This window comes from Cupriavidus sp. 05T42 (genome assembly GCF_056396345.1).
On record NZ_JBFTLH010000004.1, the window covers coordinates 128664 to 147757 of the forward strand.

Consider the following 19094-nt stretch of genomic DNA (forward strand, 5'->3'; position numbering starts at 1 on the left):
TGGCCCGGCGCCTCAGTCGCGGTTGTGGACGGTCTCGCCGTCCAGCGCCAGCGCGCCCACCGCCGCCAGCCCGCGCAGGGACTGGGCGAAGACCGTCTCGAACGGCGTCTCGGCCATGAAGCGCGCGTGGATGCGCTGCATCAGCGGCGTGCCGTGCATCCACGCCAGCAGCGCGGTGCGCGACATCGACTGCTGCTCCAGCAGCTTGAACTTCACCAGCACCTTTACCGCGTGGCTGGCGTTGCGCAGCGGGTCGCCGCGCAGGTGGGCCAGCCGGCCCTGCGCGCGCGCCACCGCCTCGGACACATCGCCGAACACGCGGCCATGGCCGGGGATGACGAGGCGGGCGTCGAGTTCGGCGATGCGCGCCAGCACGGCGGCCTGCTCCGCGAAGCCGCTTTCGCCGTCGAGTTCGGGAAAGATCACGCCGAAGCCGTTTTCCCAGAGCGCGTCGCCCGAGATCAGGATGCGCGGCCCGGGGGCGAACAGCATGACTGCGTGCGGGTCGTGGCCCGGCGCGGCCACCACGTGCCAGTCGAGCCCGCCCAGGCGCAGGTGGTCGCCGTCGTGCAGCAGCGCGTCGAAGGTGAAGCGCTGGCACTGCTGGCCGGTGGCCACGAAGCTCAGGGCGTCGTCATCCCACGCGGACACCGCCGCCGCCTCGGCGGCCGGGATCGACGTGCGTGGCTGCCAGCGCGCCTGCAGCGCAGCGTTGCCGCCGCAATGGTCCGAATGGAGATGAGTGTTGATGACCTGCCGCAGGGGCCGGCCATCGAGCGCCGATGCGACCAGCGCCTCGGTCTGGGCGGCGTGGGTCAGGTAGCCGGTATCGACGAGCGCCGTGTCGCCAGTCTCGTCATCGACCAGCAGCACGTTGTTGGCCGACAGCCAGCCGCGCTCGAACACGCGGACGGACGGCGGCAAAGAGGCGGAAAAGGAAAGCGGCGCGTTCATGCCCCGTCTCCGCCCAGCCACGCCACGCGCGCAGGCAGCAGCGCCCAGACGCGCCGGCGCTCGGCATCATCGGCCTGGGACCAGCCGGCGATTTCCTCGATGGTGCGCAGGCAGCCTTCGCAATAGCCGGTCACCGGGTCCATCTTGCAGACGTTGCGGCACGGGGACGCCACCGGCGACGTCCCCAACGCGGCTGCGGCGCCGCGCGTGAGGTCGGCTTGCAGGCGGCGCGCGGCGGGCGGGAGCACGGCGGACATCGCGCGGGTCAGTTAGCCACCGGCGCCACCTGCGCCGCCACGTCGGCAACTTCGGCGCCGGTCATGGCCTGGAGCTGGTGCGGCGTGAGGTTGAACACCGCGTGCGGATGGCCGGCGGCGGCCCACAGGCTCTCGTAGCGGAACAGGTCCTGGTCGAGCAGCATCACGGGCGGCACGGCGTGGCCGATGGGGCAGACGCCGCCAATCGCATAGCCGGTCTTCTCGCGCACGAACTTCGCATCGGCCTTGCCCAGCGGGCCCACGCGGGCGGCCACCTTGGCCTCGTCCACGCGGTTGCTGCCGCTGGCGATGACGAGCACCGGGGCGTCGTCCGCCACGCGCCGGAAAATGATCGACTTGGCGATCTCCGCCACGCTGCAACCGAGCCCGGCGGCGGCTTCGGCCGAGGTCTTGCCGGTGGCCGGCAGCATCACCACCGGGCGGTCATGGCCGATGCCGGCGAGCAGGTCGGCCACGCGCTGCGCGGCGTCGGGCAATTCGCCGAGTTCGTTCGGCTCGTTGGATGCGGGGGACGCGCTCATGGGTGGATTCTCCTTATCTATCTATATAGGGGGCAGCTCAGGTGCAGACCGCCGCGTCGTCCGCCGCCGCCCACTTGGTCAGCAGGGCGCGGCCCACGCGCGAGTTGTTCGGGCGGCCGATGGCCTGCGAGATGTAGTCGCCGGTGCGCACCACCGCCTCCAGGTCGATGCCGGTATGCAGCCCCATGCCGTGGAGCATGTAGAGCACGTCCTCGGTGGCCACGTTGCCGGTGGCGCCCTTGGCGTACGGGCAGCCGCCCAGCCCCGCCACGGACGCGTGGAAGATGCCGATGCCCACTTCCAGGCTGGCCAGGATGTTGGACAGCGCCTGCCCGTAGGTATCGTGGAAATGACCCGAGAGCCGGTCGATCGCAAACTCCATCGACGCCGCGCGCATCACTTCCTGCACCCGCGCGGGCGTGCCGACGCCGATGGTATCGGCGATGTCGATCTCGTCGCAGCCCAGGTCGCGCATGCGGCGCACCACGTCCACCACGTCGTGGACGGACACCTCGCCCTGGTAGGGGCAGCCCAGCGTGCAGGAGATGCTGCCGCGCAGCCGCACGCCGGCTTCCTTGGCGGCGGCCGCCACCGGCTCGAAGCGGGCGATCGACTCGGCGATCGAGCAGTTGATGTTCTTCTGCGAGAACGCCTCGCTGGCCGCGCCGAAGATCACCACCTCGTCGGCCCCGGCCGCCACGGCGCCCTCGAAGCCGCGCAAGTTCGGCGTCAGGGCCGAATACAGCGTGCCGGGACGGCGCTGGATGCGCGCCATGACCTCGGCGCCGTCCGCCATCTGCGGCACCCACTTGGGCGAGACGAACGACGCGGCCTCGATATTGACGAAGCCCGCGTCGGTGAGCTGGTTGATCAGCGTCACCTTGACGTCGGCGGGCACCATCGCTTTTTCGTTCTGGAGCCCGTCGCGCGGGCCCACTTCGACGATCTTCACGTACTGGGGCATGGTCATGGCTGTCTCCTCGGTTCCTTGTCTGGACGTGCCGGCCCGGCTCAGTAGCCGCGCTGCAGGTCCACCACGCCGGCAATCGGCTTGCCTTCGGCCAGCGCGCGGATCTTGCCGGCGATCTGGGCGATGCTGTCCTCGCGCAGCGTCAGCGCCGAGATATGCGGCGTGATGGTGATGCGCGGTTCCTGCCAGAACGGATGGTCGGCCGGCAGCGGTTCGGTGCGGAATACGTCCAGCGTGGCGCCGGCGATCTGCCCTTCGCGCACGGCGGCCAGCAGGTCGTCTTCCACCAGGTGCGGGCCGCGCGCCACGTTGATCACATAGGCGCCACGGGCCAGGCGGTAGAGCAGGCCGGTGTCGATGATGTCCTCGGTCTCGGTGGTCAGCGGCAGCACGTTCACCAGCACGCGCAGGCCGTCGAGGAAGGCGCGCTGGCCGTCCTCGCCATGGAACGACTCCACGCCTTCCACGGCCTTGGCCGAGCGGCTCCAGCCGCGCACCGGGAAACCGAAGCCGGCCAGCGTGCGGGCGATGTGGGCGCCCAGCGTGCCGATGCCCATCACGCCGATGGTGAAGTCGGCGCGGCGATGGGGCTTGAGGAATTTCCACGTGCCGGCGCGTTCCTGGGCGTCGTAGGCGTCGAGCTTGCGGAAGTAGCGCAGCACGGCGGCGGTGACGTATTCGGCCATCTGGGCGGCCATGCCGGCGTCATCGAGGCGCACGATGGGCACGCCGGCCGGCAGCGCGTCGGGGTCTTCGTCGCGCAGGCGCAGGATGCCGTCCACGCCGGCACCGAGGTTGAACACGGCGCGCAGGTCCTGGCGGCCACGCAGCATGGCCACGGGCGGACGCCAGACCACGGCGTAGTCGGCGGCCTCGCCCTGGCTTTCCTCCCACTTCAGGCATTGCGCCTCGGGCAGCGCCTCGGCAAAGCCTTCGATCCAGGGTTCATAGCGGCCATCCGGCACGTACAACTGCAACTTCATCTCGACTCCAGTTCTTTTCGGGGGTGTTGTGGGGGCATTTTGGCACGGCAGACCCTGCTTTGCTCCCCTCTCCCTCTGGGAGAAGGGAGCAAACCGTCAGGCAGCCGTTGGCTCCGCCACCGCGAACGCCAGCAGTTGCGCGCCTTCCGCTACCTGCTCGCCCACGCCGTAGAGCACCTCGCTGACCACGCCGTCGGCGGGGGCGCTGATGGTGTGTTCCATCTTCATGGCTTCCATCACCAGCAGCGGGGTGCCGCGCGTGACGGTGCTGCCGGGCGTCACCATCACGGCGATGACCTTGCCCGGCATCGGGGCGGTGAGCTTGCCGCCCTCGCTCTCGGCCTCGCCGGCGTGGCCCAGCGGGTCCAGCCACGCCAGTTCCGTGTGCCGGCCGGCGGTGAAGACGTGGAACATGTCGCCCTCCACGTGCACCTGGCCGTGGGTGCGGCGGGTGCCCAGGTCCACGCGGATGTCGTCGGCCTTGAACACGTAGGCGAACGGCGCCGCCTGATCGGCATAGATCAGCGTGCTGCGGCGCGGGTCGGCGCGCAGCACCACTTCCACCTTGTTGCCGCGATGCGAGAAGTACAGCGTACGGGACTCCCGGCCGTTCAGGCGCCACGGGCCGGCGTGGGTCCACGGCGAGTGCCGGTCGGCCTCGTCGATGCGGCGCGTGCGGGTCTCGCGCTCGAGCAGCGCAGCCACGGCCAGCGCGATGGCCTCCATGCCGGCCGCCTTGGGCGGCGGGAACAGCACCGCCTGGTTGCGTTCGATCAGGCCGGTGTCGAGGTCTGCCGTGCGGAACGCCTCGGATTTGACCAGCCGCTGCAGGAAGGCGACGTTGGTTTGCAGCCCCACCACGTGGTAGCCGGCCAGCGCCTGCTCCATGCGCGCCAGCGCCGCGTCGCGGTTGGGGCCCCAGACGATCAGCTTGGCGATCATCGGGTCATAGAACGGGCTGATGGTGTCGCCCTCGCGCACGCCGGCATCGATCCGCACGCCTGCCGGGCCGTGGGAGTCCCCGCCAAGCATGAACTGCACCGCCGGCGGCGTACGCAGGAAGCGCAGCGTGCCCGTGGACGGCAGGAACTGGTTGTCGGGGTTCTCGGCGTAGATGCGCGCTTCCAGCGCGTGGCCGTCGATGCGGAGCTGCTCCTGCGTCAGCGGCAGCGGCTCGCCGGCCGCCACGCGCAACTGCCACTCCACCAGATCCTGGCCGGTAATCATCTCCGTGACCGGATGCTCCACCTGGAGGCGGGTGTTCATCTCCATGAAGTAGAACGAGCCGTCCTGATTGGCGATGAACTCGACCGTGCCGGCGCCGACGTAGCCGACGGCCTTGGCCGCCGCCACCGCCGCCTCGCCCATCGCGCGGCGCCGTTCCTCGGTCATGCCGGGCGCGGGGGCCTCCTCCAGCACCTTCTGATGGCGCCGCTGCACCGAGCAGTCGCGCTCGAACAGGTAGACGCAGTTGCCGTGGGTGTCGGCAAAAACCTGAATCTCGATATGGCGCGGGCGGGTCAGGTATTTCTCGACCAGCACCTTGTCGTCGCCGAAGCTGGCCGATGCCTCGCGCTTGACCGAGGCCAGCGCGGCCTCGAAGCCCTCGCCCGCCTCCACCACGCGCATGCCCTTGCCGCCGCCGCCCGCGCTGGCCTTGATCAGCACCGGGTAGCCGATGCGGTCCGCCTCGCGGCGCAGCAGCGCCGGGTCCTGATCCTCGCCGTGGTAGCCGGGCACCAGCGGCACGGACGCGCTTTCCATCAGTTGCTTGGCCGCGCTCTTGCTGCCCATGGCGTGGATGGCCGAGGCCGGCGGGCCGATGAAGACCAGCCCTTCGGCGGCGCACGCCTGCGCGAACGCCTCGTTCTCGGACAGGAAGCCGTAGCCCGGGTGGATGGCCTGGGCGCCGGTCTCCTTCGCCATCTCGATGATGTGGTCCGCGCGCAGGTAGCTGTCGCGCGCGGCCGGGCCGCCGATATGCACGGCTTCGTCGCAGAACGCCACATGGCGCGCGTTCGCGTCCGCATCGGAGTAGACGGCCACCGTGCGGATGCCCAGCCGGCGGCACGTGGCCGCCACACGGCAGGCAATCTCGCCACGGTTGGCGATCAGGATCTTGTTGAACATGGCTCCTCCTTTGTTTCCCTTGTTATCCGGGGGGCGGCCAGTTGCTTACCTCACGGCAGGGCCGTCATCCCGCGTAGCCTTCCGCGCGGATGTCGAGCCGGGCCAGCAGCGCGCGGTCGCGCTCGGCCTGCGGGTTGCCGGTAGTCAGCAGCTTTTCGCCATAGAAAATCGAATTGGCGCCGGCCATGAAGCACAGCGCCTGCAACGCTTCGTCCATGGCCTCGCGGCCGGCGGACAGGCGCACCATCGCGCGCGGCATGGTGATGCGTGCCACGGCAATCGTGCGAACGAACTCGAACGGGTCCAGCGCTTCGGTGCCCGCCAGCGGCGTGCCCTCCACCTGCACCAGGTTGTTGATGGGGACCGACTCGGGGTACGGGTCCAGGTTGGCGAGCTGGGCGATCAGGCCGGCGCGCGCCTCGCGTGCCTCGCCCATGCCGACGATGCCGCCGCAGCAGACGTTGATGCCGGCGCCGCGCACGTGGCCGATGGTGTCCAGGCGGTCCTGGTAGGTGCGCGTGCCGATGATCTTGCCGTAGAACTCGGGCGAGGTATCGAGGTTGTGGTTGTAGTAGTCCAGGCCGGCGTCAGCCAGGCGCTGCGCCTGCTCGGCCTTGAGCATGCCCAGCGTCACGCAGGTCTCCAGGCCCATCGCCTTGACCTCGCGCACCATGTCGATCACCGGCTCCAGATGGCGGTCCTTCGGGCTGCGCCAGGCGGCGCCCATGCAGAAGCGGGTGGCGCCGTTGGCCTTGGCGTTGCGGGCGGCCTCCAGCACGGCGTCCAGTTCCATCAGCTTCTCGGCCTTCACGCCGGCGTCGTGGTGCGCGCTCTGCGGGCAGTAGCCGCAATCCTCCTCGCAGCCGCCGGTCTTGATCGACAGCAGCGTGGAAAGCTGCACCGTGTTGGCGTCGAAGTGTTCCCGATGCACCTGCTGCGCGCGGAACAGCAGGTCGTTGAACGGCAGCGCGAACAGCGCGGCGACGTCATCGACCCGCCATGCGGCGTTTTCATCACGCTCGGCGGCGGCTTGCAGGTTGCGGGCGGACTGGCGCAGGGCGTCGGCGGAAATCGTGGCGACGGTCTGGGCGGAGGTCTGTTGGGATTGTTGGGCTTGTTGGGTCATGGTCTTTTGCGGATTCTGTGTAGTCGGGGCTCAGTCAGCGGACTGGGCCACGGCGGTGTATCGGATATGCGGCGGCATGCTGGCCAGCAGCGGGGCGAGGTCGAGTTCCGTCGCCGCCACGGCGGGGGCCACCTGCCAGGGCAGCTCGCCCAGGCAGGGCGCGCCGAGCGCGTCGTGCAGCGTGGCGATGTTCTCGTGCGGCAGCAGCATGTCGGGGTCGATGCGGTTGGCGATCCAGCCGGCCAGCGTGAGCCCGCGCGCCCGCACCGCGTCGGCGGTCAGCATCGCGTGGTTCAGGCAGCCAAGCCGGACGCCCACCACCATCACTACGGGCACGTTGAGCATTTCGGCCAGGTCGGCGGTGTTCCAGCGCGCGGCGCCCACGTCGAGCGGCACCTGGAAGCCGCCCACGCCCTCCACCACCACGGCTTCGGCGCGATGGCGCAGCGACGCGAACGCGGCCCGGATCGGCTCGCGCGTGATGCGCAGCCCTTCCATGGCCGCCGCCAGGTGCGGAGAAACCGGCGTGCGCATCAGGAACGGGCACATCTCCTCCTGCGGCACGATCACCGAGCCGGCGGCGCGCAACTGCTCCACGTCGTCGTTCTGCCAGCGCTCGTCCAGCCACTCGCCGCCACTCGCCACCGGCTTCATGCCGACCGTGGTGTAGCCCGCCGCGTGCAGCGCGTGCAGCAGCGTGGCCGTGGCGTGGGTCTTGCCGACGCCCGTATCGGTGCCGGTGACGAAGCAGGCCACGCGGCCGGGCTTCTTCTGCTCCTTGTCGATATCCGTCATGCGGCCTCCCGGTGCGGGATGGCCCGCGCGATGGCATCGAGCAGCCGCTGCACGTCCTGCGCGGTGTGCGAGGCGGACAGCGTGATGCGCAGCCGCGCGGTGCCGGCCGGCACAGTCGGCGGCCGGATGGCGCCCACGCGGATGCCCTCGGCCTCCAGCGCGGCAGACAGCGCCAGCGCGGCGGCGTTGTCACCGACGATCAGCGGCTGGATCGCCGTGTCGCTTTCGCCCAGCGTCCAGCCGGCCTGCGCGGCCAGCCGGGCCAGTCCGTCGCGCAGCGTGGCAATCAGCCCGCCAAGCTGCGCGCGGCGCTGGCGCCCTTCCTCACCGGCGATGATCGCCAGGCTCGTCAGCAGCGCGTGCGCCACGGCCGGCGGCGCCGCCGTCGTATAGATATAGGGGCGCGCGGTGTTCACCAGATGCTCGATGATCGTGGCGTGCGCCGCCACGAACGCCCCGGCCACGCCGGCGGCCTTGCCCAGCGTGCCGATATAGATCAGCMGTTCCGAGCGCAGGCCGAGGTGCTCCAGCACGCCCCGCCCGTTCTCGCCCAACGCGCCGAAGCCGTGGGCATCGTCGACGATGATCCACGCATCGTGGCGTTCGGCCAGCGCCAGCAGGCCAGCCAGCGGCGCGATATCGCCATCCATGCTGAACACGCTGTCGGTCACGATCAGCTTCAGGCCGCCGGTGTGGGCGGCGAGCTGGGCGTCCAACGCGGCCAGATCGCCATGCGGATAACGCTGCACATCGGCACGGGCCAGCCGAGCGCCGTCGATCAGCGAGGCATGGTTCAGCGTCTCGCAGAACAGCGTCGCGCCGGCGGTGCCGAGCGAGGTCAGCACGGCAAGGTTCGCCATATAGCCAGTGCAGAAGTACAGCGCCTGCGCCTGCGGGATATGCGGCGCCAGCCACCGCGCCAGTTCCTGTTCGAGCTGGGCGTGCGCAATCGAATGGCCGCTGACGAGGTGGGAAGCCCCGCTGCCGGCGCCATAGCGACGCGCGCCATCGGCCAGCGCCTCGGCAATCGCCGGATGGTTGGCCAGCCCGAGGTAGTCATTGCTGCTGAAGGTCAGCAGCGGCACCGGCCTGGCGTCGATGGCGCCGACCGACTGGTGCGGCGCGCAGGCCGTGTGGGCGATGCGGCGCCGGCGCGTGAGCGCCTGGGCTTCGCGGTCGGCGGCGGCGCGGGTCAGTTGCTCAAGCAGCATGGCGCACCTCCGGCATCGGTCCCGCCACCGCGTGCAGCGTGGTGAGCAGCTGCTCGCCCAGCCATTCGGCGAGTTGCTGGTCGAACACGTACGGCGGCATCAGATAGAGGGTGTTGCCGATGGGGCGCGCCAGCACGCCCTGTTCGCGCGCGGCCAGATGGAAGCGCGACGCGAAATCGGCGCCGGCGACCTCCGGGTCCACATCGGCAGCCCAGATCATGCCGCGCTGGCGCACGTTGACCAGGCGCGGGTCGGCGGCCAGCGGCGCCATGGCGTCGGCCAGCCAGCGGGCGCGCTCGCGGTTGCGGGCGAGCACGTCTTCCGCGTCGAACAGGTCGAGCGTGGCCAGCGCGGCGCGGCAGGCCAGCGGGTTGCCCGTGTACGAGTGCGAATGGAGGAAGCTGCGCGCGATGTCGTCGGCGACGAAGGCGCGCTGGATCTCCGGCCGCGACAGCACCAGCGAGAGCGGCAGGTAGCCGCCGCTGATGCCCTTCGACAGGCACAGAAAGTCTGGCCACGCGTGGGCGGGCAAGGCTTCACCCTCCTGACGCTCGCGCGCCTGCTCCCAGGCGAAGAAGGTGCCGGTGCGGCCACAGCCCACGGCAATCTCGTCGGCAATCAGGTGCACGCGATAGCGGTCGCACAGCGCCCGGGCGCCTTCCAGATAGGACGGGTCGTACATCGCCATGCCGGCGGCGCCCTGCACCAGCGGCTCGACGATCAGCGCGGCGATCTGGCCGGCGCGTTCGCGCAGCAGCGCTTCCAGGTCGGCCAGCGCGCGGGTGGCGACATCGGCGGCGCTCTCGCCGGGATTGGCCTGGCGGGCGTCCGGCGACATCGCCACATGGGCGCGGCGCGTGAGCGGGGCGTAGGCGTCGCGGAAGATCTCCACATCGGTCACGGCCAGCGCGCCCACCGTCTCGCCGTGGTAGCCGTGGCGCAGGCACACGAACTCGCGCTTGGCCGGCAGGCCGGTGTTGTGCCAGTAGTGGAAGCTCATCTTGAGCGCGATCTCCACCGCCGACGCGCCATCGGACGCATAGAAGGTGTTGCCGAGCGCCCCGCCGGTGAGCGCGGACAGCCGCTCGGCCAGCGCCACGGCCGGCGCGTGCGTGCAGCCGGCCAGCATCACGTGTTCGAGCGTCTGCATCTGGTCCGCCAGCGCGGCGTTGATGACCGGGTTGGCGTGGCCGAACAGGTTGACCCACCACGAACTGATGGCGTCGAAGTAGCGGCGGCCGTCGGTGTCGATCAGCCACGGGCCTTCGCCGCGTGCGATGGCCAGCGGCGGCTCGTTGGCGCCCGCGTCGGGCCGCAGGCGCGTGCACGGGTGCCACACGGCGCGCTGGCTGCGCGCGGCGAGTGATCCGTCAGCCGCTGGGGAAGAAAGGTGTTCCGGATGTTCCAAGGGAAGCCTCCTTTGTTGTCCGTCCACGCCGGCGCCACGCCGGACGAGGCCGGGGCGCGCTGGCAAGCAGGACGGAATGGGGAGGCTCATGGTAGGAAGGTCCTTGGGGACTTGGCAAACCGGGCTGCCCCGGCACGTTAGCGGCAACTTGACCGAGGTTGCGCGATGTTGGCGGATGCGGTGACGCGCGCGCCGCCCCATTCGGGCTTCCAGCCGCTAACGTCCGGCATCGTCCCGAAACAAATCGGCAGAAAAATCATTGCGGACGCCAGGCCGGCGCGCGTTTTTCGAGGAAAGACCGCACGCCCTCGCGCCCTTCCTCGGACGCGCGGATCGCCGCGATCCGGTTCGCGGTGTCGGCCAGCAGGTCGTTGTCGATGGCCCGCCCCGCCACTTCCTGCACCAGCCGCTTGCTCTCGCGCACGGCGTTGGGGCTGTTGGCGACCAGCGCGGCGGCCACCTCGGCCACCTTGGCGTCCAGTTGTGCAGCCGGCACCACGGCATGGACGAAGCCGAGCCGCAGCGCCTCGGCGGCGTCGAACCGCTCCGCCGTGATGAAGTAGCGCCGCGCGGCCTGCTCGCCCATCGCCCGGATCACATAGGGGCTGATGGTGGCCGGCAGCAGGCCGAGCTTGGCCTCGGACAGGCAGAAGTTGACCGGTTCGGCGGCCACGGCGATGTCGCAGGCGGCCACCAGGCCCACGCCACCCGCGTAGGTGTCGCCGTGGATGCGGGCGATCACCGGCTTGGGGCAGGCCCAGATGGTGTGGAGCATCTGGGCCAGCGTCAGGGCATCGGCACGGTTCTCGTCGTMCGTGTAGCCGGCCATCTTCTTCATCCAGTTCAGGTCCGCACCCGCGCAGAAGGCCGGGCCGGTGCCTGCCAGCACGATGGCGCGCACGTCGGGGGTATCGCCCAGCGCGCGGAACGCGCCGGTCACCTCGGCAATCACGGTTTCGTTGAACGCGTTGCGCACGTCCGGGCGGTTCAGCGTGACCGTGGCAACGTGGTGCGCGGCGGTCACGTTCAGCGTGGTGAAGTGCATGGTCTCTGTCTCCGGTGCATCGATGGGGGGTCAGGAGGCGCGTTCTGTGGCGCCGGCTGGCTTGGGCGGGTCTTCCGGCGCGTCGTCGTCGAACGGCATGCCGATATGGTGGAAGAAAGCATCGACCTCCGGCAGCCACAGCGCAATGCCGTGGCGGCTGCTGAACAGCCGGTGCGAGTCGCCGTCGAACTCGCCCACGTTGACGAAGCGCGCGTCGGCGGCGGGGCCGCTCGCGGTCGCCTTGTAGTTGTTGTACAGCCGCTCGGGCAGCGGCCAGGGCCAGAAGCTGTCGTTGTCGCCGTAGAACCAGAGCGACGGGTAGCGCGCCGTGCGGCCGTAGTCGCCAAACGCATCGATCAGGTTGTTCTCCCAGCCGGCGCAGGCAGCATTGCGCAGCCCGCCGGCGAAGTTGACCACGCCGCGCACGCCCGGATAGCCGATGGCGGACAGCGCCATGGTCGAGAGCCCGCCATGTGACTGGCCGATCACTACGATGCGGGTCGGGTCCACATAGGGCTGCTGCACGAGGTAGTCGAGCGCGGCGATCACGTCTTCGGCCTGCGCCATGCCGTTGGCGCTGATGTTGCAGCTGCCGCCCACGTAGGCGCCGCCGGACTTCGAGAAGCCCTGCCGCATCGGCAGCGCCACCACGTAGCCGCGCCGCACGAACTCAGCGCTTTGCGCGGCAAAGCGCGCGCGGCCCTGGTAGGCGGGCTTGCCGGGCGCCTTGCCGTGGTTGATCACCACCAGCGGGTAGCGGCCATCGGCGGCGGGCCGGAAGATGGTGGTCTCCAGGTCCACGTTGGCGTCCGCGCCGGCCTTGGGCACCATCACCACGCGCTCGATCGTGCGCGGCGGCAGCGCGGCCTGGGCCGACTGGGCGAGGGCCGCCCCGCACAGCGTGACGCAGGCCAGCGCGACGGCAACGCCGCGAACGAGGGGGGCAAGGCGAAGCATGGTCAAACCAGAAAAAATACGGTGAACGAAAGGTCGAAACGGCAACGGCGCAAGCGCGGGCCTACATCCGGAACACGCCGAACTTCATGTCGCCGATGGGCGCGTTGAGGCTGGCGGACAAGCCGAGGCCGAGCACGGTGCGCGTCTGCGCCGGGTCGATGACGCCATCGTCCCAGAGCCGCGCGCTGGCGTAGTACGGATGGCCCTGATGCTCGTACTGGTCGCGGATGGGCTGCTTGAACGCCTCTTCCTCATCGGCGCTCCACTTGCCGCCGCGCCCCTCGATGCCATCGCGCCGCACCGTAGCCAGCACGCTGGCCGCCTGCTCGCCGCCCATCACCGAAATCCGCGCGTTCGGCCACATCCACAGGAAGCGCGGCGAGTAGGCCCGGCCGCACATGCCGTAGTTGCCGGCGCCGAACGAGCCGCCGATGATGACCGTGAACTTCGGCACCTGCGCCGTGGCCACGGCGGTCACCATCTTGGCGCCATTGCGGGCAATGCCTTCGTTCTCGTACTTGCGGCCGACCATGAAGCCGGTGATGTTCTGCAGGAACACCAGCGGGATCTTGCGCTGGCAGCACAGCTCGATGAAGTGCGCGCCCTTGAGCGCCGACTCCGAGAATAGGATGCCGTTGTTGGCGATGATGCCGACCGGGTAGCCCCAGATCCGCGCGAAGCCGCAGACCAGCGTGGTGCCGTAGCGTGCCTTGAATTCGTCGAATTCCGAGCCATCGACGAGGCGGGCGATGACCTCGCGCACGTCGTAGGGCTTGCGCGTGTCGGTGGGGATCACGCCGTAGAGTTCTTCGGTGGGATACAGCGGCGGCGTCGGCTCGTGCAGGCGGATCTGGTCCGGCTTGCGCCGGTTCAGGTGCTGGACGATGTTGCGCGCCAGGGACAGCGCGTGGTGGTCGTTCTGGGCGAAGTAGTCGGCCACGCCGGACAGCCGGGTGTGGACGTCCGCGCCGCCCAGGTCCTCGGCGCTGACTTCCTCGCCGGTGGCCGCCTTCACCAGCGGCGGGCCGCCCAGGAAGATCGTGCCCTGGTCCTTGACGATAATCGACTCGTCGCTCATCGCCGGCACGTAGGCGCCGCCGGCCGTGCAGGAACCCATCACCACGGCGATCTGCGGGATGCCCTTGGCGGACAGGTTGGCCTGGTTGTAGAAGATGCGGCCGAAGTGGTCGCGGTCCGGGAAGACATCGTCCTGATTGGGCAGGTTGGCGCCGCCCGAATCGACCAGATAGATGCACGGCAGGTTGTTCTCTTCGGCGATTTCCTGCGCGCGCACGTGCTTCTTGACCGTGATCGGGTAGTAGGTGCCGCCCTTGACCGTGGCGTCGTTGCAGACGATCACGCACTCCTGCCCGGCCACCCGGCCGATGCCGGTGATGATGCCGGCGCCGGGCGCGGCGTCGTCGTACATCTCGTACGCGGCCAGTTGCGACAGCTCCAGGAACGGGGTGCCCGGATCGAGCAGTTGCTGCACGCGGTCGCGCGGCAGCAGCTTGCCGCGACCCAGGTGCTTGGCGCGGGCGGCTTCGCCGCCGCCTTCGGCCAGTTTGGCGATGCGGGCCTTGAGGTCCGCCACCAGCGCCTGCATGGCCTCGGCGTTGGCCTTGAAGGCTTCCGAGCGTGCGTTCAGTTTGGTTTCCAGCGTGGGCATGTCTCGTCCTGTTCTTTGTCTCGTTCCCGCTTACCGCTTCCCTGCCAATCCCTACCCCTGATCCTGCCCGAGCATCTCGCCATCGACATAGAGCCAGCGCGGCGTCTCCCCGGCCTCGCGCGGCTCGAACACAAAGCGGCTGCGCTCATGCAGCCGCCACGCGCGGCCACCCACCTTGTAGCGGGCGACGAATTCGACGATGGCGTGGGTGTCGTCCTGCTGGGCGTGGGCCTTGACCGTCAGCCCGAGCCAGCGCGTCTCGCGCTCCGGGGCCAGGTCGTTCGGGCAGGTGGTGGCGTGCCAGGTCTGGCGCAGCCAGTCCACCAGCCCCTTGACGTAGGCGCTGTAGCGCGAGCGCATCAGCGCCTCGGCGTTCGGCGGCAGCGCCTCGCCGCGATGAAAGCGCCCGCAGCACGCGGCGTAGTCGGCATGGCCGCACGGGCAAGGCTCGGGACCGGCGCGCTGAGGGCGGCTTKGACTCATCCGATCAGCTCCGGCAGTTGGCGCATGTCAGTGAAGATGGCGCGTGCGCCGGCTTCGCGCAGCTCGCGGGCGTCGTTCAGCGCGGCGTAGCCGAGCACGGTCATGCCCGCCGCCACGCCGGCCGTCACGCCGGTGGGGCTGTCTTCCACCACCACGCAGCGCGACGGATCGACACTCATCGTGCGCGCGGCCAGCAGGTAGACGTCCGGCGCCGGCTTGCTGCGCTCGACCTCGGTGGAGGAGAAGATGTGCTCGCGCGTGTCCTGCTGGAACAGCTCGACCAGCCCGGTGCGCGTCAGTTGCAGCTTCACCTTGATGCGGTCCGCGCCGGAAGCCACGCACACGGGCAGGCCGCGCGCGGTGATGGCCTCGATGGCCTCGCGCACGTGCGGCACGGCCACCACCTCGGCCTCCAGCACCTGGTTGCGGCGCGCGAGCCACGTCGACAGCCAGTTGTCGGGCAGCGGCTTGCCCAGCCGGCGCTCGATGTTCCCCAGCTCGTCGCGCACGGCGCGGCCGAGGAACCAGCGCTTCGACTCCTCCAGCGAGATGGCGATGCCCAGCTCGTTGAGCATCTCGTTGAGCACGCGGTGGACGATGGGCTCGCTGTCGACGAGCACGCCGTCACAGTCGAAGATCACGCAATCGAAGGCGGAGGGCTGCACGGGGGCCTGGGTTGCTGCGGTCATGCGGGTTTCTTTTCCTTGGTGATGTCATTGCCGCCGACGGCGCGCAGCGGGGTCTGTGCCGTCTGCCGCCGGCTCTTGAGGTAGGACTCCACCTGCTCGAAGCGGTCGAAGCCCCAGAACGGCTCMCCGTCGATGATCACGAACGGTGAGCCGAACACGCCCTTGGCCATCGCCACCTCGATCTCGGCCTTGAGCTGGTCCTTGATCTGGTAGCTGGTGGCGCCCTCGTTCATGGCGATGGGGTCGACGCCCAGCGGCTCGGCCAGCTTGGCCAGCTCCGCCGGCTCGGCGATATTGAGGTCATCGACGAACAGCGCCCGGTACACGGCCTTGGCGAACGCCGTGGCCACATCGGCGCCATGGTGGTTCTGCAGCCACAGCACCGCGCGCGCGGCGTGCTGGGTAGGCAGCGGGAAGTGGGTCGGGCGCTTGTAGTCGATGTGGTGGAATTCGGCGGTGCGCTCGAAGTCGCGCCAGCAGTATTCGCCCTTGAGCGGGATGCTCGGCAGCGGCGACGAGCCCGTCGTCTTGAACACCACGCCCAGCAGGATCGGATGCCACGCCACGTAGCGGCCGTACTTCTGCGCGATCTCGTCGATGCGGGTGCTGGCGAAGTAGCCGTAGGGCGAGGAAAAATCGAAGTAGAAGTCGATCGGTGCGGTCATGGCGAAGGGGGCTCCAGGTCAGATTCGCTTGCGTTGGGGTCAGGAACTAGGAACTGCGACGGCGATTGCCAATAGTACAAGTACGATTGCCGATAGTACGCTTCCCGCCMGCGCTCAGCCGAGCGCGCGGGCGATGAGGATCTTCTGGATGTCGCTCGTGCCTTCGTAGATCTGGCACACGCGCACGTCCCGGTAGATGCGCTCGACCGGGAAATCGGTCACATAGCCGTAGCCGCCGAAGACCTGGATGGCGTCCGAGCAGACCGCCTCGGCCATCTCGCTGGCGAACAGCTTGGCCATGGCGGCTTCCTTCAGGCACGGGCGGCCGGCATCCTTGAGCGCCGCCGCGTGCCAGACCATCTGGCGCGCCACGTCGATGCGGGTAGCCATGTCGGCCAGCCGGAACTGCACGGCCTGATGCTGGAACAGCGGCTGGCCGAAGCTTTCCCGCTCCTTCGCGTAAGCCAGCGCGGCGTCGAACGCGGCGCGGGCCATGCCGATGCTCTGCGAGGCAATGCCGATGCGCCCGCCTTCGAGCCCGGACAGCGCCATCTTGTAGCCGGCGCCCTCCTCGCCCAGCAGGTTCTCAGCCGGGATGCGGCAGTCCTCGAACACGATCTGGGCGGTATCGGACGAATGCTGGCCGAGCTTGTCCTCGATGCGCGCCACCACGTAGCCGGGCGTGGACGTGGGCACCAGGAAGGCGCTGATGCCGCGCTTGCCAGCAGCCTTGTCGGTCACGGCCATGACGATGGCCACGTCGGCGTGCTTGCCGCTGGTGATGAACTGCTTCACGCCGTTGAGCACGTAGTGGTCGCCGTCACGCCGGGCGGTGGTGCGCAGCGCGGCGGCGTCCGAGCCGACGTGCGGCTCGGTCAGGCAGAAGGCGCCCAGCATCTCGCCGCGCGCCAGCGGGGCCAGCCATTGCTGCTTCTGCGCGTCGTTGGCGAAGGCCATCAGCATGCTGCACACCGGGCAGTTGTTCACGCTGATGACGGTGGAGGTGCCACCATCCCCGGCGGCAATCTCCTCGAGGATCAGCGCCAGCGACAGGTAGTCGAGCCCCGCCCCGCCGAGTTCTTCCGGCACGGCCACGCCGTAGCAGCCGAGCGCGGCCAGTTCCTTGTGCACCGCCTTCGGAAAGGTCTTGTCGCGGTCCCACTGCGCCGCCTGCGGGGCGATGACGTCCTGCGCGAACTGCCGCACGGCATCGCGGATCATTTCCTGTTCGGGAGTCAGCAGCATGGTGTCCGGTGTCCTTTGTCTCCCTCCCCTTACCAGGGGAGCGGGGTGCCGTCGTAGTTGTGGAAGCTGCCGTTGTCGCGCTGGGTCAGGCCGGCCAGCGTGCGGCGCAGGCCGGTCACGCTCTGCTGCGGCGTGAGGTCGGCCTTGGGGCCGCCCATGTCGGTCTGCACCCAGCCGGGATGCAGCGCCACGCAGATCGCATGGCGCGCGTCCAGCGAGACCGCCTTCAGGGCGGCGTTGGCGCCGGCCTTGCTGACGCGGTAGAGCCAGCTGCGGTTGCTGTCCATCGCGCCGATGCTGCCCATGCGCGACGACAGCACGGCCAGCACGCCGCCACGCCCGTGGTTGCCAGTCTCGACGAACGGCAGGATCAGCGGCAGGGCCATCATCGGACCGAGCACGTTGGTGTGCATCACGCCGTCGAAGTCCTCGCGCGTGACCGGTTGCGCGCCTTCGCTGCGCGGGCCGATCACGCCGGCGTTGTAGATCGCCACGTCAAACGACTCGCCATCCAGCTTCCAGCCCAGCCCGGCCAGCGCGCCGGCGTCGGTCAGGTCCAGCTGGTGGGCCTCGGCGCCGAGCGCCTTGAGCGCTGCCACGCCCTCGTCGCTGCGGGCGGCGGCGATGACGCGCCAGCCGTCGGCACGGTACTGGCGGACAAACTCGAGACCGAGACCGCGCGAGGCGCCAAGGACGAGGGCTGTGGGCATGGGAGGACTCCTGTCGTGTGGGTAGGCGAGGTTGGAAGGATCAGACGATTTCGATGCCGACCGCCGTGGCCTCGCCGCCGCCGATGCAGAGGCTGGCCACGCCGCGCTTGCCGCCGGTCTTGCGCAGCGCGCCGATCAGCGTGGTCATGATGCGCGCGCCCGAGGCGCCGATCGGATGGCCCAGCGCGCAGGCGCCGCCGTGGATGTTGACCTTGTCGCGCGGAATCTTGAGGTCGTGCATGGCCGCCATCGGCACCACGGCGAAGGCCTCGTTGATCTCGAACAGGTCCACGCTGTCGGTGGTCCAGTCCAGCTTGCGGTAGAGCTTGGCGATGGCTTCCACGGGCGCCGTGGTGAACCAGCCCGGCGCCTGCGCGTGCGAGGTATGGCCGAGCATGCGCGCCAGCGGCTGCAGGCCGAGCGACTTCGCGGTCGACTCGCGCATCATCACCAGCGCGGCGGCGCCGTCGTTGATCGACGATGACGAGGCCGCCGTGATCGTGCCGTCCTTGGCGAAGGCCGGCTTCAGCGACGGGATCTTGTCCACCTTGATGCGGCGCGGGCCTTCATCGGTGTCGATCACCGTGTCGCCGCCCTTGCCCGACACCGTGACCGGCGTGATTTCCCAGCGGAAGGCGCCGCTCTCGGTGGCCTGCTGGGCGCGGCGCACGGACTCCATCGCGAATTCGTCCTGCTGGGCGCGGGTGAACGCGTACTTGGCGGCGCAGTCCTCGCCGAAGGTGCCCATCGCGCGGCCCCCGCCTTTTTCGTCACGAGAGTAGGCATCTTCCAGGCCATCGAGCATCATGTGGTCATAGATCATGCCGTGACCGATGCGGTAGCCGCCGCGCCCTTTCGGAATCAGGTACGGCGCGTTGGTCATGCTTTCCATGCCGCCCGCGATGGCGATCTCGAACGATCCGGCCAGCAGGCCGTCGAAGACCGTCATCGCCGCGCGCATGCCCGATCCGCACATCTTGTTGACCGTGGTACAGGCCACGTCCAGCGGCAGCCCGGCGCCGAGCGCCGCCTGGCGCGCGGGCGCCTGCCCCTGCCCGGCCGGCAGCACGCAGCCGAACACCACTTCCTGCACCTGCTCCGGCTTCAGGCCGGCGCGCTCCACGGCGGCGCGGATGGCCGCGGCGCCGAGCTGCGGCGCCGTCAGGCTGCTCAACTCGCTCTGGAACGCGCCCATGGGCGTGCGGGCGGCGGATACGATGACGATCGGGTCTTGCATGGTTGTCTCCTGAATACC

At 69.7% G+C, this 19094-nt stretch carries 19 protein-coding genes; all 19 read right to left on the bottom strand.

The window, feature by feature from the left end:
* Positions 1-12: 12 nt before the first annotated feature.
* Positions 13-954 carry an MBL fold metallo-hydrolase gene (locus AC1EJR_RS06745; protein ID WP_477105386.1) on the bottom strand — a complete coding sequence of 314 codons (942 nt, stop codon included), beginning with the start codon at positions 952-954 and terminating at the stop codon, positions 13-15.
* Positions 951-1211, bottom strand: a complete 261-nt coding sequence (locus AC1EJR_RS06750; RefSeq protein ID WP_092291365.1) for a DUF1289 domain-containing protein — start codon at positions 1209-1211, stop codon at positions 951-953. The genes AC1EJR_RS06745 and AC1EJR_RS06750 overlap by 4 nt, the downstream gene beginning before the upstream one ends.
* An 8-nt stretch (positions 1212-1219) precedes the next feature.
* Complete coding sequence (locus tag AC1EJR_RS06755) at positions 1220-1753, bottom strand: YbaK/EbsC family protein (RefSeq protein WP_092291363.1); 534 nt, start codon at positions 1751-1753, stop codon at positions 1220-1222.
* Between the two features lie 37 nt (positions 1754-1790).
* Positions 1791-2723 (bottom strand): hydroxymethylglutaryl-CoA lyase, encoded by a 933-nt coding sequence (locus tag AC1EJR_RS06760; protein ID WP_092291361.1) that lies wholly within the window; start codon positions 2721-2723, stop codon positions 1791-1793.
* Between the two features lie 41 nt (positions 2724-2764).
* Complete coding sequence (locus AC1EJR_RS06765; RefSeq protein WP_477112755.1) at positions 2765-3706, bottom strand: 2-hydroxyacid dehydrogenase; 942 nt, start codon at positions 3704-3706, stop codon at positions 2765-2767.
* A 96-nt stretch (positions 3707-3802) separates the two neighbouring features.
* A complete protein-coding gene (locus tag AC1EJR_RS06770) occupies positions 3803-5836 on the bottom strand; it encodes an acetyl/propionyl/methylcrotonyl-CoA carboxylase subunit alpha (protein ID WP_092291357.1) in 2034 nt (677 codons plus the stop codon).
* A 64-nt stretch (positions 5837-5900) separates the two neighbouring features.
* On the bottom strand, positions 5901-6962 hold the full coding sequence (bioB, locus tag AC1EJR_RS06775; protein WP_092291355.1) for a biotin synthase BioB: 1062 nt from the start codon (positions 6960-6962) through the stop codon (positions 5901-5903).
* 30 nt (positions 6963-6992) lie between these two features.
* Positions 6993-7757, bottom strand: coding sequence for a dethiobiotin synthase (bioD, locus tag AC1EJR_RS06780; protein ID WP_477112756.1), 765 nt, complete (start codon positions 7755-7757; stop codon positions 6993-6995).
* A complete protein-coding gene (bioF, locus tag AC1EJR_RS06785; protein WP_477146913.1) occupies positions 7754-8968 on the bottom strand; it encodes an 8-amino-7-oxononanoate synthase in 1215 nt (404 codons plus the stop codon). The genes bioD and bioF overlap by 4 nt, the downstream gene beginning before the upstream one ends.
* A complete protein-coding gene (bioA, locus tag AC1EJR_RS06790) occupies positions 8958-10376 on the bottom strand; it encodes an adenosylmethionine--8-amino-7-oxononanoate transaminase (protein WP_477112757.1) in 1419 nt (472 codons plus the stop codon). The genes bioF and bioA overlap by 11 nt, the downstream gene beginning before the upstream one ends.
* Before the next feature lie 256 nt (positions 10377-10632).
* A complete protein-coding gene (locus AC1EJR_RS06795) occupies positions 10633-11421 on the bottom strand; it encodes an enoyl-CoA hydratase/isomerase family protein (RefSeq protein WP_477146914.1) in 789 nt (262 codons plus the stop codon).
* A 30-nt stretch (positions 11422-11451) separates the two neighbouring features.
* Positions 11452-12378, bottom strand: coding sequence for a dienelactone hydrolase family protein (locus tag AC1EJR_RS06800; RefSeq protein ID WP_144199244.1), 927 nt, complete (start codon positions 12376-12378; stop codon positions 11452-11454).
* Positions 12379-12439: 61 nt separating this feature from the next.
* Complete coding sequence (locus AC1EJR_RS06805) at positions 12440-14047, bottom strand: carboxyl transferase domain-containing protein (RefSeq protein WP_092291343.1); 1608 nt, start codon at positions 14045-14047, stop codon at positions 12440-12442.
* Between the two features lie 51 nt (positions 14048-14098).
* A complete protein-coding gene (locus tag AC1EJR_RS06810) occupies positions 14099-14530 on the bottom strand; it encodes a YchJ family metal-binding protein (RefSeq protein WP_477146915.1) in 432 nt (143 codons plus the stop codon).
* Positions 14527-15219, bottom strand: coding sequence for an HAD family hydrolase (locus AC1EJR_RS06815; RefSeq protein WP_454756731.1), 693 nt, complete (start codon positions 15217-15219; stop codon positions 14527-14529). The genes AC1EJR_RS06810 and AC1EJR_RS06815 overlap by 4 nt, the downstream gene beginning before the upstream one ends.
* A complete protein-coding gene (locus AC1EJR_RS06820) occupies positions 15216-15884 on the bottom strand; it encodes a 2-hydroxychromene-2-carboxylate isomerase (protein ID WP_092291337.1) in 669 nt (222 codons plus the stop codon). The genes AC1EJR_RS06815 and AC1EJR_RS06820 overlap by 4 nt, the downstream gene beginning before the upstream one ends.
* Positions 15885-15998: 114 nt before the next feature.
* Positions 15999-17129: an acyl-CoA dehydrogenase family protein gene (locus AC1EJR_RS06825; protein WP_477105393.1), complete on the bottom strand. Its 1131-nt coding sequence runs from the start codon at positions 17127-17129 to the stop codon at positions 15999-16001.
* A gap of 29 nt (positions 17130-17158) precedes the next feature.
* Positions 17159-17839 carry an SDR family oxidoreductase gene (locus AC1EJR_RS06830; RefSeq protein WP_092291333.1) on the bottom strand — a complete coding sequence of 227 codons (681 nt, stop codon included), beginning with the start codon at positions 17837-17839 and terminating at the stop codon, positions 17159-17161.
* Between the two features lie 40 nt (positions 17840-17879).
* The gene (locus AC1EJR_RS06835; protein WP_092291331.1) at positions 17880-19076 is read right to left on the bottom strand and encodes an acetyl-CoA C-acetyltransferase; all 1197 of its coding nucleotides are present in this window, start codon (positions 19074-19076) and stop codon (positions 17880-17882) included.
* Between the last annotated feature and the right edge of the window lie 18 nt (positions 19077-19094).